The 13,874-nt window shown below is 59.8% G+C and carries 13 protein-coding genes; 6 read left to right on the forward strand and 7 right to left on the reverse strand.

Annotated features, from left to right (window positions below):
- Window positions 1-68 precede the first annotated feature (68 nt).
- A complete protein-coding gene (locus CO666_RS33715; RefSeq protein WP_143540335.1) occupies window positions 69-278 on the forward strand; it encodes a hypothetical protein in 210 nt (69 codons plus the stop codon).
- A 156-nt stretch (window positions 279-434) separates the two neighbouring features.
- Here the strand turns inward: CO666_RS33715 and CO666_RS20345 are convergent, their stop codons facing one another.
- Window positions 435-956, reverse strand: a complete 522-nt coding sequence (locus tag CO666_RS20345; protein ID WP_097614010.1) for a SixA phosphatase family protein — start codon at window positions 954-956, stop codon at window positions 435-437.
- Window positions 957-1,165: 209 nt separating this feature from the next.
- Between CO666_RS20345 and CO666_RS34215 the strand changes: the two genes are divergently transcribed.
- Complete coding sequence (locus CO666_RS34215) at window positions 1,166-1,318, forward strand: CYTH domain-containing protein (protein WP_179869730.1); 153 nt, start codon at window positions 1,166-1,168, stop codon at window positions 1,316-1,318.
- Window positions 1,319-1,459: 141 nt separating this feature from the next.
- On the opposite strand, the gene CO666_RS20350 is transcribed toward CO666_RS34215, so the two are convergent.
- The 5 genes from CO666_RS20350 to CO666_RS20370 all read right to left on the reverse strand — a co-directional run bounded on the left by CO666_RS20350 (window position 1,460) and on the right by CO666_RS20370 (window position 9,094).
- Window positions 1,460-5,275, reverse strand: a complete 3,816-nt coding sequence (locus CO666_RS20350; protein WP_097614011.1) for a vitamin B12-dependent ribonucleotide reductase — start codon at window positions 5,273-5,275, stop codon at window positions 1,460-1,462.
- Between the two features lie 589 nt (window positions 5,276-5,864).
- Window positions 5,865-6,455: a hypothetical protein gene (locus CO666_RS20355; protein WP_097614012.1), complete on the reverse strand. Its 591-nt coding sequence runs from the start codon at window positions 6,453-6,455 to the stop codon at window positions 5,865-5,867.
- Between the two features lie 192 nt (window positions 6,456-6,647).
- Window positions 6,648-7,142, reverse strand: a complete 495-nt coding sequence (gpt, locus tag CO666_RS20360) for a xanthine phosphoribosyltransferase (RefSeq protein WP_097614013.1) — start codon at window positions 7,140-7,142, stop codon at window positions 6,648-6,650.
- A 224-nt stretch (window positions 7,143-7,366) separates the two neighbouring features.
- Window positions 7,367-8,209 carry a universal stress protein gene (locus CO666_RS20365; protein ID WP_097614014.1) on the reverse strand — a complete coding sequence of 281 codons (843 nt, stop codon included), beginning with the start codon at window positions 8,207-8,209 and terminating at the stop codon, window positions 7,367-7,369.
- A gap of 108 nt (window positions 8,210-8,317) precedes the next feature.
- Complete coding sequence (locus tag CO666_RS20370; RefSeq protein WP_097614015.1) at window positions 8,318-9,094, reverse strand: competence/damage-inducible protein A; 777 nt, start codon at window positions 9,092-9,094, stop codon at window positions 8,318-8,320.
- Between the two features lie 222 nt (window positions 9,095-9,316).
- On the opposite strand from CO666_RS20370, the gene wrbA reads away from it, so the two are divergent.
- The 4 genes from wrbA (at window position 9,317) to CO666_RS34905 (ending at window position 13,388) form a co-directional block, all read left to right on the forward strand.
- Window positions 9,317-9,913: an NAD(P)H:quinone oxidoreductase type IV gene (gene wrbA, locus CO666_RS20375; RefSeq protein WP_097614016.1), complete on the forward strand. Its 597-nt coding sequence runs from the start codon at window positions 9,317-9,319 to the stop codon at window positions 9,911-9,913.
- Window positions 9,914-10,761: 848 nt separating this feature from the next.
- Complete coding sequence (locus tag CO666_RS20380; protein WP_097614017.1) at window positions 10,762-12,693, forward strand: hypothetical protein; 1,932 nt, start codon at window positions 10,762-10,764, stop codon at window positions 12,691-12,693.
- A 26-nt stretch (window positions 12,694-12,719) separates the two neighbouring features.
- The gene (locus CO666_RS20385; RefSeq protein WP_097614018.1) at window positions 12,720-12,938 is read left to right on the forward strand and encodes a hypothetical protein; all 219 of its coding nucleotides are present in this window, start codon (window positions 12,720-12,722) and stop codon (window positions 12,936-12,938) included.
- Between the two features lie 318 nt (window positions 12,939-13,256).
- Window positions 13,257-13,388 (forward strand): hypothetical protein, encoded by a 132-nt coding sequence (locus CO666_RS34905; protein ID WP_010067628.1) that lies wholly within the window; start codon window positions 13,257-13,259, stop codon window positions 13,386-13,388.
- 13 nt (window positions 13,389-13,401) lie between these two features.
- On the opposite strand, the gene CO666_RS20390 is transcribed toward CO666_RS34905, so the two are convergent.
- The gene (locus CO666_RS20390; RefSeq protein ID WP_097614019.1) at window positions 13,402-13,776 is read right to left on the reverse strand and encodes a VanZ family protein; all 375 of its coding nucleotides are present in this window, start codon (window positions 13,774-13,776) and stop codon (window positions 13,402-13,404) included.
- Between the last annotated feature and the right edge of the window lie 98 nt (window positions 13,777-13,874).

Here is a 13,874-nt window from a genome sequence, read left to right on the forward strand (position 1 = left end):
CCGGGGCGCATGCCAAGAGCTGGTGTGGGCTAGAACGTGAAACTCGATGCCGCCAGTTCGATGTTGTCGTGACCATTCCGAACGGTCCACATGCCCTTATGCCAGCGGTCGAGGTAAAGCATCACGCGCGGCGGGTGGAAGCGGCGAACATTGCAGCGTTGATTACCAAGGGGCGTGATGTAAACGCGATAGTTCTAATCGAAGCGGTTGTCGACAATCGAACGAGCGAATATCCCCTGCGCCGCTGGAAGGCTGCCGATCTTATCCGAACATTGTAGGTTGTCGCTGAAATGCTCATCAAATGGGCAGTCAACGAGTCGACGATCCGCTGCTTGAGGTAAGTACTGGCCGGAGGAAAGCAGCGCGTTTGGAAACGGCGCGCACAGAATCAGGATCGTCGACCATTCGCCAAATTCAACCGGAAAGTGGCTTTATTATCCCAAGGATCGCGGGGTTACGAACCGCTCGAGATAACCGGTGCCCGCCGCAATCTCGTCCCACCCGTCGAGATCAAGTTCGATGACGGCGAGTCCCGCCGTCGGGAACTTCTCCCGCATGCGCCCCATGGCATCGGCATCGCCGTACGCCACGATAAGCGAAGCAGCATTCTCCATGCCGGGATTGTGGCCGACGATGAGCAGCGTGCGGATGCCAGGTTCGACGGCCCGGATCACATCGAGGATGCGCTCCGCCGACACCTCGTAGATATCCACCGCCTCGCGTTCGGAGACCTTTTTCGAAAAGGTCCCGCGGGCGAGCTTCCAGGTTTCCTGCGCCCGGCGGGCCGGAGAGACGAGGGCGAGATCGGGGATCAGCTTCTCGCGCGCTATATAGGCGCCGATGACGGGTGCTGCCTTACGCCCGCGATCCGCCAATGGCCGTTCACGGTCGGCCACACCGTCGGGCCAAGCGGATTTGGCGTGGCGCAGAAGGATGAGGCGGTGTTTCGGCAGCATGGGTTCAGCGTCATTCTATCGCGAGGCCGATGTCATATCATAAGCTAGAGCTTCGTTTCGTGTCGACTCCTGGACCATGAAGAGCCTCCGATACACTCGCAAACTAGGCGGATGTCACTGGGAGGTCAGTCGTTTCGTCCTGCCTTTGCGAAACTTGAGCATCCCGCGGATTTCGGCGTGACGTTGTTCAATCGAGCGTGGAACGCGTCTTGTCCGAAATCGAGCTCCACCTCGCAGACGAAACTCTGGAGATCGTCCTGAGTTCCGATCTGGCAGGAGAACCGCAGCAGGTCTTCGAGCAGGCATCAACCCATTTCGATACCCCAGATCGCAGGCTGATGCAGGGAGGCTATTCGCTGTGAATTCGCAAAACGGGCCACCGTCCGGGCACTTTTAGTGCCCGGACGGTGGCCATTTCTTCTGCCATAAATGGCCAATTTCAGAGGCTTTTAGCCAGAACTAGCTTCGAACTCTCAACAGACACTGAAGAGCCGCAAGCCTGCTCAACTGCACCCACTCGTCGCACCGCACGTATCGCACTTCTCGCAGGTGCCATTCCGCACCATCGTGAAATTCTGGCACTCCGAGCACATGTTGCCGGTGTAGCCCTGCATGATCGAGCGCTGGCGGCGTTCGGCTTCCACCTTCTTGGCTTCCGTCTTGGCCGTTGCCGCGTCGGCGGCGGCCTTGTCGGAGAAGAGGGCGGTGGCGTCGCTGGTGACTTCTTCCATTACCTCTTCGGCGATCTCTTCGGCCAATTCCTTGGCGCGCTCCTCGTAGTCGCGCTTGAAGGCGACGATTTCGGAGGTGGAGATGGCGGCTGTCGGCTCCAGCTTGCGGGCAGCACTGCCGGCAAAGGCGGTGACTGTGCCGGTGGACGCGGCGCGGGCGGGGGCTGCGGTGGCCGCACCCTTGGGTTCGCCGGCCTGGCGTTCGCCGCCGGTGCCGGAGACCAGCGTCGGCTTGTAGCCGCGGGTCCAGCCGGTGGAGAGCAGGTTGGTCTTGCCTTCCTGGATGCCCTTGCCGAGTGCGGTGTTGGAGAAGTCCGACGTATCGACATGCGCGAGATCGTGACGGCCGAGATAGGAGACGGCCAGTTCGCGGAAGACGTAGTCGAGGATCGACGTGGCGTTCTTGATCGCGTCATTGCCGATGACCATGCCGGCCGGCTCGAATTTGGTGAAGGTGAAGGCCTCGACATATTCCTCGAGCGGCACGCCATATTGCAGGCCGAGCGAGATGGCGATGGCGAAGTTGTTCATCATCGCGCGGAAGGCAGCGCCTTCCTTGTGCATGTCGATGAAGATCTCGCCGAGGCGGCCGTCGCCGAATTCGCCGGTGCGCAGATACACCTTGTGTCCGCCGACAGCGGCCTTCTGGGTATAGCCCTGGCGGCGGTTCGGCAGCTTCTCGCGTTCGCGCGAAACCCGTTCGACCACCCGCTCGATGATCTTCTCGGTGATGGTGACGGCCTGGGCGGCGATCGGCGCCTGCAGCAGTTCCTCCAGCGCATCCTCGTCGTCCTCGTCTTCGATCAGCGAGGCATTGAGCGGCTGCGACAGCTTCGAGCCGTCACGATAGAGCGCGTTGGCCTTGAGGCCGAGCTTCCAGGAGAGCAGATAGGCGTTCTTGCAATCCTCGACCGTCGCCTCGTTCGGCATGTTGATCGTCTTGGAAATCGCGCCAGAGATGAAGGGCTGGGCCGCCGCCATCATGCGGATATGGCTTTCCACGGAGAGGTAGCGCTTGCCGATCTTGCCGCAGGGATTGGCGCAATCGAAGACCGGCAGGTGCTCGACTTTCAGGAAGGGCGCGCCTTCCAGCGTCATCGCACCGCAGACGTGGATGTTGGCGGCTTCGATGTCCTTCTTCGAGAAGCCGATATGGTCGAGCAGGCTGAAGCTCATGTCGGCGAGCTGTTCGTCGGAAACCTTCAGCGTCTCCTTCAGGAAGTCGGCGCCGAGCGTCCACTGGTTGAAGACGAACTTGATGTCGAAGGCGCTCTTCAGTGCGGCGTTGACGGCATCCACCTTCTCGTCGGTGAAGCCCTTGGCCTTCAGTGTCGACGGGTTGACAGCAGGCGCCTGGTTCAGGTTGCCGTGGCCGACGGCATAGGCTTCGATCTCGGCGATCTGGCTTTCCGAATAGCCGAGCGTGCGCAGCGCGTCCGGCACGGCGCGGTTGATGATCTTGAAGTAGCCGCCGCCGGCGAGCTTCTTGAACTTGACCAGCGCGAAGTCGGGCTCAATGCCCGTCGTGTCGCAATCCATGACGAGGCCGATCGTGCCGGTGGGCGCGATGACCGAGACCTGGGCATTGCGGTAGCCATGCTGTTCGCCGAGCGCGAGCGCCTTGTCCCAGGCCGATTTGGCGTGGGCGACGAGATCCTGGTCCGGGTTTTCCGAATGGATCAGCGCAACCGGGTTGATCGACAGCGCCTCATAGCCCGAGGTTTCGCCATGGGCGGCGCGGCGATGGTTGCGGATGACCCTGAGCATGCTGTCGCGGTTCGGCGCGAAGTTCGGGAACGGCCCGAGTTCGGCCGCCATTTCGGCCGAGGTCGCATAGCAGATGCCGGTCATGATCGCGGTCAGCGAACCGGCAATGGCGCGGGCTTCGGCGGAGTCGTAGGGAATGCCCGACGACATCAGCAGGCCGCCGATATTGGCGTAGCCGAGGCCGAGCGTGCGGTATTCATAGGAAAGTTCGGCAATGCGCTTCGACGGGAACTGCGCCATCATCACCGAGACTTCGAGCACGACGGTCCACAGGCGAACCGCGTGTTCGTAATCGGCGATATTGATGCGCTTGGTGGCCTTGTCCTTGAACTGCAGGAGGTTCAGCGAGGCAAGGTTGCAGGCCGTGTCGTCGAGGAACATGTATTCCGAGCACGGGTTCGAGCCGCGGATCGGGCCGCCGGCCGGCGAAGTGTGCCAGTCGTTCATCGTCGTGTTGAAGTGGATGCCCGGATCGGCCGAAGCCCAGGCGGCGTAGGAAATCGTTTCCCAGAGATCGCGCGCCTTCAATGTCTTCATCACCCGGCCGTCCTTGCGGGCGGTCAGGTTCCATTCGCCGTCATTTTCGACAGCGCGCAGGAAGTCGTCCTTGATCGAGACCGAGTTGTTGGAGTTCTGGCCCGAGACCGTCAGATAGGCTTCCGAGTCCCAATCCGTGTCGTAGGTCTTGAATTGCAGATCCTTATAGCCCTGGCGGGCGAACTGGATGACGCGCTGGACGTAGTTCTCCGGAACCTGGTCCTTCTTGGCGGCGCGGATTTCGCGCTTCAGGGCAGGGTTCTTGGCCGGGTCGAAGCAATCGCCGTTATCGCCGCCTTCGCAATTGAAGCAGGCCTTCATGATCGCCTTCAGATGCTTGGCGACAACCTTCGAGCCGGTGACGAGGGCCGCCACCTTCTGCTCTTCCTTGACCTTCCAGTTGATGTATTCCTCGATATCGGGATGGTCGATATCGACGACCACCATCTTGGCGGCGCGGCGCGTCGTGCCGCCCGACTTGATGGCGCCGGCGGCGCGGTCGCCGATCTTCAGGAAGCTCATCAGGCCGGAGGAGCGGCCGCCGCCGGAAAGCTTTTCGCCTTCGCCGCGCAGCATCGAGAAGTTGGAGCCGGTGCCGGAGCCGTATTTGAACAGGCGGGCTTCACGCACCCAGAGGTCCATGATGCCGCCTTCGTTGACGAGATCGTCCTCGACCGACTGGATGAAGCAGGCATGCGGCTGCGGATGTTCGTAGGCCGACTTCGACTTGGTCAGCTTGCCGGTGAAGGGGTCGACATAGAAATGGCCCTGGCCGGGGCCGTCGATGCCATAGGCCCAGTGCAGTCCGGTGTTGAACCACTGCGGCGAGTTCGGGGCGACGCGCTGGGTGGCGAGCATATAGGCAAGCTCGTCCTTGAAGGCCGCAGCATCTTCTTCCGAAGAGAAATAGCCGCCCTTCCAGCCCCAATAGGTCCATGTGCCGGCAAGGCGGTCGAAGACCTGGCGCGCATCGATTTCGGAGCCGGTCTGTTCGTCCTTGGGCAGGGTCTTCAGCGCCGCATCGTCGGGAACGGAGCGCCACAGGAAGGAAGGAACGTCGTTTTCCTCGACCTTCTTCAGCCGGGTGGGGACGCCGGCCTTGCGGAAATACTTCTGCGCCAGAACGTCGGTCGCGACCTGGGAAAACTGCGCGGGAACGTCGATATTCTCGAGGCGGAACACGATCGAACCATCGGGGTTCTTGATCTCGCTCGTCGCCTTGCGGAATTCGATATCCGCATAGGCGCCCTGGCCGGCCTTCGTGAAACGACGTTCGATGCGCATGGTCTTGACCTCGTGTTGGCGCCCGGTCCCCACGACCGGGGCGCAAAATTCCTATCCGGCGGCACTTTGTCGTCGTGCAGCCAGTCTCGTTTCCGTATTGTCACAGGGGTGTCATCCGGAGATGCTCTTCCTGTATCTTGTGGTGATGGTGGCTGCAAACGCTAAATATAGTATTAACAGCTTATTATCGCCAGTCCCGACGTCACTTTTTTGGAGGCTGAAAATCGCGCAGAAATCCTGTCAGGCCTGATACCGTTTCCGATCCATCACCCTGATTCTGCGTCCAATTTTTCAAAAGGAAACCGGGCTCGTTACCTCCGGTCCTGCCGCCGCCGCAACATCAGTAACAATAAAGTTTGAAACAGGTGATTCCGTCAAGGGCTGGATCTTAATTGATTGCTAACCACAACATCTTGTGGATGCGCCTGTGGAGATTGGGGAAAGCCCGGGAGCCCTGAAATTACAATGGCTTGCGGGCGTTGCCGGCTAAGGAAAGTGCTGGAATGGCAAAAAAGCGCTCTGCGGCAAATCTTGTGATGGCATTTCGGCCGTAAATGCGCATGCCGATTCGTCCGCGTGCAAGCGGCCGTCAGAGCGCATCGATGGCGATGGTGACGGTGGCGACGCCGATCGGCTTCTCCTCTTCGTCGAGGACGACGAAGCTCGCCTGCGTTTCGAGCATCTGGGTGGTCTCGTTGCGTTCGGCCCGGTCGATGAAGATCTCGCGGGAGCCGTTCGCGAAGGTTTTGAGGTATTTCTCCTCGTCGCCCTGCCAGTAGTCGGTGGTGATGATGCTTTGCCCGACGTTCAGCCCGTGACTGTCGGTCACGAAAAATTCGACGATCGCGCCCTGTGAGGCGTCCTGTCTGGTTTTCAGATAGTGCGACACGGATTTGTCGAGCAGCAGCTTGACCATGTGCAGATGGTGGCGATCGATCTCCGAGCGGTAGGTCTCGTCGAGCACCCGCATGTCCATCTCGCTGACATCGCCGAATTCTGCGTTCTGCTCGGCAATGGCTTTCAGCACCAGCGGTGTCTCCACCATCGGCCGGATCTGCTTCTCGACGTAGTCGCGGACCAGGGGAATATAGGCAGGCTCGGCGCGGACAGGCGTGAGCGAAAAAAGACAGGCCGCCAGCCCGACGGTCACAGCCGCTGCTCTACGCCCCCACCGCGTCATCTTGCTTCCTCATACCGCATCGTCGCTGCACGCTTTAAGCGCAATTTGATGCGATTCGCAGCTGCCGAGTTTGTGAGGATAAGATAAAATAGATGTGCAGATCCCAGTAGCGAATTCAGGAGACTCCGCTGACAAAATCTGGAACAATTTCAAGTGGTAAATACGAAGCTCGCGCGCGCCAATCGATGGTGGTCAGCCTGCGCCCTTGGCGATCGGCTCCTGGTAGGTGAAGCCCATGTCCCAGGGGAAGTAGATCCAGGTATCCTGGCTTACCTCGGTGACGAAGGTATCGACGGTCGGCACGCCCTTCGGCTTGGCATAGACGCAGGCGAAATGCGCCCGTGGCAGCATGGTGCGCACCTGGACGGCGGTCTTGCCGGTGTCGGTCAGGTCGTCGACGACGAGCACGCCTTCGCCGCCGTTTTCCTGAAGTTCCGGCGCGATGCCCTTGAGCAGCATCATGTCGCCCTGGTTCACATAGTCATGATAGGAGGCGACGCAGACGGTCTCGATCAGCCGGATGTTCAGTTCGCGCGAGATGATCGCGGCCGGGACGAGGCCGCCGCGGGTGATGCAGACGATCGCCTTGAAGGTCTGACCGAGGCCGGCAAGCCGCCAGGCAAGGGCGCGCGCATCGCGGTGGAACTGATCCCAGGAAACGGGAAAGGCTTTATCGGGAAGGGACATCGGGCTTGCTCCGCGGCATGAAAAAACAACACGCCGTTTGCCGGCGACCGGACGCGCTTAAGGCGGCGATTGGCAAAACGCAAATCCCGCGAGCTGCCTGCGCGAGATCGCGAGCTGCATTGCGCGAGATCGCGAGCTGTGCCGAGGCTCGAAGCTGTCATCGGTCGCCGCAATTAACGGAATTTGCCGGTAAAAGGCAAGCGCCGATGATTGCGGCAAGACGGTCAACCCGACAGCAGCGTCAGCGCCGTCATCGATTGCAGCAAGCTCTTGGTCGTGCCTCCGAAAATCATCTGCCAGAGCCAGGAATGCGGATGGGCGCCCATGACGAGAAGATCGATGCTGCTGTCGGAAAGCCGGTTCTCGATGACATGCGAGGCGTTCTTGTCCACGCTTCTGGCCGTCGCAAGCGTCGTCTTCACGCCATGGCGGGCCAGTGTGGCGGCGATCTCGGCGCCTGATGTCAGCGGCGATTGCAGCGCCGTGTCGGCCGGATCGACCGAAAAGATTTCCACTTCCTCAGCCGCTTTCAGGATCGGCAGCGCGTCGAAGGTGGCGCGCGCCGCCTCTTTCGAGCCGTTCCAGGCAATCAGCACGCGCCTGATCGGCTTCGGCTGGCGGAGGATATAGGGGATGATCAGCACCGGCCGGCCGGTTTCGAAGAGGAAGGTTTCGACATCGACATGGCTGTCGGAAGGTCTGGCCGGATCGGCCTGCGAGGCGATCAACAGATCGGCGCTGCGCGCGCTATCGATCAGCGGTGCGGCGCCGTAGCCGATGGATGTGGCAAAGCTGCGCCATTCGCAGGAGGCCCCCGCCGCAACCGCTTTGGCGCGAAAGATCCGCTCCACCGCGATCGTTTCGCCATGCGCCATGTCCTGCAGCGCCTGCACGGCGACGGGATCGGGAATTTCCATCGGCGCCACCAGCGGCACGGCGGAGATAGTTTCGGCATGCAGGCCGATCACATGCGCACCGCTTTCGGCGGCCATGGCAAAAGCGAAATCGGCGACAGCGCCGCTATTGTCCGTTGTATCGAGGATGGCGAGAATGGTTTTGTAAGACATATCAATTCTCCTTGCGCTGAAATGGCTGGCGCGAGGAAAGGAATGCGCCGGAGCGTTCTCCTGTTCCTTGACCGATATCAAGGATGGCCGCCAACTCCGGCCTTGTCCTCAAGCCTCGGCGGAATGGTTTTCGGCGATGTCTTTCCTTTGGCGGATAGCCTCGATCATTGCATGCACCTCGGCGCCGGCCGCATCGATTGCTGCCTGCGAGCGGCCGCGCACGACGATCTCGGTCGAGAATTTCTGGCCGATATAGCGGGGGTAGGAACCGATGCTGGTGTCCGGATGGGCTTTCTGGATCGTGGTCAGGGGCGTGCCGATCTCGCCTTCGCCGTAGGGGCAGGCGATGGCAAGCGACAGCACCGGCGTGCCGGTGCGAAGCGTCGGCAGCACATTGTCGACCATCGCCTGGAAAACCTGCGGCACGCCGGCCATGACATGGACGTTGCCGATGATGAAGCCCGGCGCGGTCGAGACCGGATTGGCGATATGGGCGGCACCGCGCGGCATGCGCGCCATGCGCTGACGCGCCTCGGTGAACTCCATCTCGCGGCGCTTGTACATATCGGCAAGCAGCACCATCGCCGCTTCGTCATACTCGCAGGGCACGCCGAACGCCTTGGAAATGGCATCGGCGGTGATGTCGTCATGCGTCGGTCCGATGCCGCCGGAGGTGAAGACGTAATCATATTTGCTGCGAAGCGCGTTCAGCGCCTCGACGATCGCCTCCTCCTCGTCGGCGACGATGCGCACCTCCTTGAGGTCGATGCCGGACAGGGTGAGCAGATCGGCGAGGTGGCCGATATTCTTATCCTTGGTGCGGCCGGAAAGAAGTTCGTCGCCGATGGCGAGCATGGCGGCGGTAACGACGGTGGCATGGCTCATGGGATGTTCCGTGATGTGAGGCTGGTGAATAGGTAGCGCCCTTCGGCGGCTTTGCAAACAGCCGGCCGATGTCGCCGCCTCTGAAATGAAAGACGCAAGTGAATTTACGTCTATGAGCGTTGAACACTGAGTTCTCGGGGGCAGGGCTTTGTTCGACCCTGGGCGCTGATACAACTTCGTCCCGGTCACGAAATTCAACCAGTGCACTCAGGAGACAAGAAGATGGCGAAGGTTCTCGTCCTTTATTATTCGGCTTACGGCCATATCGAAACCATGGCCTATGCCGTTGCCGAAGGCGCGAAGTCGGCCGGCGCCGAGGTTGCCGTCAAGCGCGTTCCGGAACTGGTGCCGGAAGACGTCGCCAAGGCTTCCTACTACAAGATCGACCAGGCGGCTCCGATCGCCACCGTCGACGAACTGGCGGATTATGACGCGATCATCGTCGGCGCCGGCACCCGCTTCGGCACGGTGGCCTCGCAGATGCGCAATTTCTGGGATCAGACGGGCGGCCTCTGGTTCGCCGGCAAGCTCGTCGGCAAGATCGGTTCGGTCTTCACCTCTTCGGCCACCCAGCACGGCGGCCAGGAATCGACCATCCTCGGCTTCATCCCCACCTTCCTCCATCAGGGCATGGTCGTTGCCGGCCTTCCCTATGCCTTCCAGGGCCAGATGGGCACCGAGGAAGTCAAGGGCGGCTCGCCCTACGGCGCTTCCACCATCACCAACGGCGACGGCTCGCGCCAGCCTTCCGAGATCGAGCTGGAAGGCGCGAAATACCAGGGCGCCCATGTCGCCAAGCTTGCCGCCAAGCTCGCTTGATCCTTTGATGCCGGAACGATGAGGTGCGGCGGGCGTAAGGCTTGCCGCGCCTTTTCCATTAGTGCCTTCGACAAATGGTGCAAGCTAACCGGAACATTATCGAACCAGTCCGCCTTCGTTCCTGACGGAACTACGGCGCGACAGCCTACGCTCTGTGAGCTTGGGCTCGCCGAGCCGAAGCTCACAGAGCGTAGGCTGGTGCGGACGGCGGGGGTCGAACCCGCAAAGCCGAGGCCGAGGGATTTTCTTACCAGCTACGGCTTTCGCCGCCGCCTTCCGGCGTTTGTGGTCTGGACTATACCTTCACCCTAGCTTTGCCTTAGGTGCTGCCCGTCTAGTCTCTACACCTTCCCCTTGCAGGGCTTGGCTCGGGATTGCCATCTGACAGGTTTCCCCGACTTTGAGCAGTTCTACATCCGGCGTTTCCGCCGGTGCACTCAATTTGCTTTAAGTCCCTTGTGTCTACCGATTCCACCACGTCCGCGTGGTTCTTCCTGCTAACAAACGGAGAGGCTATTCTCAACCGATATTCAGGGGTTGTGACGCGAATCCGCTTCAAAGTCTGGAAGGTCCTGTCGCGCCTGGCCACGGTTTGGAATGGCGAATGCGTATCACGCAGTTGCAAATTGACATTGTTGCCACGCAAGGTCAGGATAGTTTGATTGCGATAAATATTTCATGCAAGTTGGTGTGGAAATCATAGCAAACTCCTGGGGCACGCAAGCTTGCTGAATTTGGGTGGCGTTGGGGAAAGTGCCGGCAGGCGTAGTGTTTGCGCTTCTACTATTACAATACCTGCACTTCACTTCTCATGAAAACGCCGGGACGTATGGTGGCTTAAAGGGCAAATGGTTTTTGTTCTGAAGACCTTCGGTCGATTGCAGCTCGTCGACGAGGACGGGAGGGTTGTAGCGTTTCCCGAGAAAGGCCTCTTGCTGCTTGCCTATTTGTTCACGACCGAGCAAGGATCGGCGGATCGAACGACGTTGGCTCGCTTTCTATGGGGAGAAGCCGACAGGGACGTTGCACTGTCGACTTTGCGCAAGGTCATTTCGAGAATTAAGGCCCGTCAGATCGATCTCGGGGTCGACATCCTTTCATCGAAGGGCAACATGCTCACTCTTGAGCGGGGTTCTCTGTCTTCCGACATTCTGGTGTCCGACAAAGAGGAAGAGGAGGAGCCGTTCTCCCGGCTGAAACAGTTGGTGAAGCTGATGAACCAGCCCTTTCTGGGGCCGGTTCACAACCATAGCCGCCAATTTCATCGCTGGCTCGCCGAGCGCGAAAATTACCATGTCGAGCTTCTCGCCAATACTTTGAGAACAGCGTCGCGATTGGCCCAGTCGCAAAAGGAAGCCGACCTTCTGAGGAAGGCTGCGGTTATCCTGTTTCGGACCGAGCCGAAGGATCCGGAAACGCTGCAATTGCTGATCCGGATATTCAAGGCGGAAGAGGAAGTCGAATCTGTTCGGACCTATTTTGAACAGCGGCGCAATTCGAGTTTGCGGGGCATCGCCGCGCGCGCCGGATCCGATGCCGGTGACGCAAAACCCCACCGTCCGGCCTCCGTGTCGTCAAAGGCGAAACGCGACGCGGCTCTTCCCTTTGAGCCCGAAGATATCCGGATTGCAATTCCCCGCCTGGTGCTGCTTCCCCCGAGGAATCAATCCGTTCGTCCCCAAGCCGGTTTTCTTGCTGCTTCCTTGGTGGAAGATATCACGATCGGATTTTGCGTCTTCAACAGCCTGGAGGTCATAGCCCCGTATTCGGCGGTTCAAATTGGCCACCACGCGGAGACGCAGAAGGCCTTCTTCGAACGGCATCGCGTCAACTATATCCTCGACACCCGGATCAGTAATTCGGGCGATGAAGTGACCCTGTTCGCCCAACTGATCTTTTTCGATCAGAATCAAATTGTCTGGGCCGAAAGGTTCAGCCTCGATCGTATGGATCTCGCCAGAGACAGAAGAGTGGTTGCCCGGCAGATCGCCCTCTCCGTGTCCGGCGAAATCGAGCGCCATGAGGCGTTGCGCGAAGACCTGAACCCGGCCGCTTACCACCGGTATCTCGTCGGCCGGCGGCATCTGGCGCGCCTCACGCTTCCGAACCTGCGGCGCGCCCGCAAGGAAATGAAAGCCGCGCTCGGCGAAAGCCCCGATTTCGCTCCGGCGCTGAGTTCGATGGCGCGGACCTACTCCAAGGAATGGTTGTTGACGGCCCGGGGCGATATCGATCTTTTGCAAGTGGCGGAGACTTTCGCCAAGCAGGCCACCGACATGCGCTCGGATTTCGCCGACGGCTATCGCGAGCTCGGTGTCGCCAAACTGCTGCAGGGCGCATTTGATCAAAGCGCCGAAGCAATGGAAGTGGCCGAAAGCCTTGCGCCACATTATGCCGACGTGATCGCCGATTATGCCGACACCTTGGTTCATTGTTCGCTCCCCGCCATGGCCTTGCGGAAGATCGAGCGGGCAATCGAGCTGAACCCGCTCGGTCCCGATACTTATTTCTGGACCGCTGCGGGAGCAAACTATGCGCTGGGCGAATTCGAAGCTTCGCTGGACTATATCGGGCAGATGGCCGATCCCAATCTGGCGGATAGACTGTCTGCCGCAAATTGGGCCATGTTGGGCCATCAGGACAAGGCGCGTATCTTCGTAAGAAGGTTTCGTGAAGGCAATCCGGACTTCGATGTGGACAAGTGGTTGTCCGCCGTTCCAAGTAAAGAGCAATGGCATAAAGATCTTTATCGTGAAGGCCTGAAGAAAGCTGGATTTTAAACATCAATCGTTAGAAAGGGCAAAACATGGCTACAGTTGTTGTTATTAGTGTTGAAGGTCAAGACGGGCTCTGGGTCGCTGATCTGGACGCCGGCACCGTAGTGCCGCTGCCGGCCCCCAAGGCGGGCCCCTTGAAAGTGGTGACCGATCTTCGCGCCACCGGCGCGACGGTGACAAAGGGCGTAAACGTGGCTGTCACCGTTCAGTCGGCAGAGGCGGCATTCTCGGGTCATTATGACGGCTAATCGTGGATGATTGCGGTGTGATAGCGAGACGACGGCGAGCGGGGGAAGCGACCTGCTCGCCGTCGCGCATCAAGCGGGCGCTGCATTGATATGATCACAGTCGTTCTCGGTGCCGCTCAAAGGTACTGGGCTCTCGGCGATAATCTATCGGCTTGGTGGAACGGGGTTCGATACCGCTCGCCCGCTCCACCGTTCATATTCCTGTTTGAATATGCTGTATATTGTGTGTAAAAGCGCGTTATTGATTGACAATGACATTTTTGGTGCAAGGATTGCGCCGCGGCGGTTGAGTAAGTGTTGTCTTGTGGGAGTAAGACGATGGTTTACGATTGGAGTGGGGCGAAGGTTCGGCGCATCCGGATCTTCAAGACCAGTGTCGCGCTTGTTCTTGGAACAGCGCTGGCCGCGATACCTCTGTTCTTCTGGGCCGTGCAGTTGCGTGGTTTCTGACCTGAAGGAATAATCAGCGTTCTGCGAAAGGAACGGTGCTTGGCGCCTTGCTCTCGCGCCACCTGTTGACCACCCAGCCGGCCAGCAGCCCGAGGGTGGCGCCCACGGCCTTAATACCTGCATCATGCAGGCGCGGATGGCGTGTCGGCGCAAAATACTGCAAATATTCGATGGCGACCGAGCCGGCGATCAGCAGCACGGCCACCAGTTTCCACTGTTTCGGATAGGCGAGCGCAAAGGCGAGGCCGAGAAGAACATAGGCGCCCGCGCGGTCGGTATCGACCGTCGTGACCGTTTCCGGCCGCAGCCCGATCGGCGAAACCGTGACGAAGAGGATGAAGGCGAGCAGCAGCCAGGCGAGCGGTCTTGCGAATTTGAGGATCATCATGGCTTCATATAGTAGCCGGCCATTTCATTGACAGTTAAAATCAGTTCATGTGCCGCCAATTTTGCGGTTGACTTAAGAAAGCCTTTCGCAAACCGGGC

Origin of the sequence: Rhizobium chutanense (assembly GCF_002531935.1) — a bacterium.
Lineage (GTDB): Bacteria > Pseudomonadota > Alphaproteobacteria > Rhizobiales > Rhizobiaceae > Rhizobium > Rhizobium chutanense.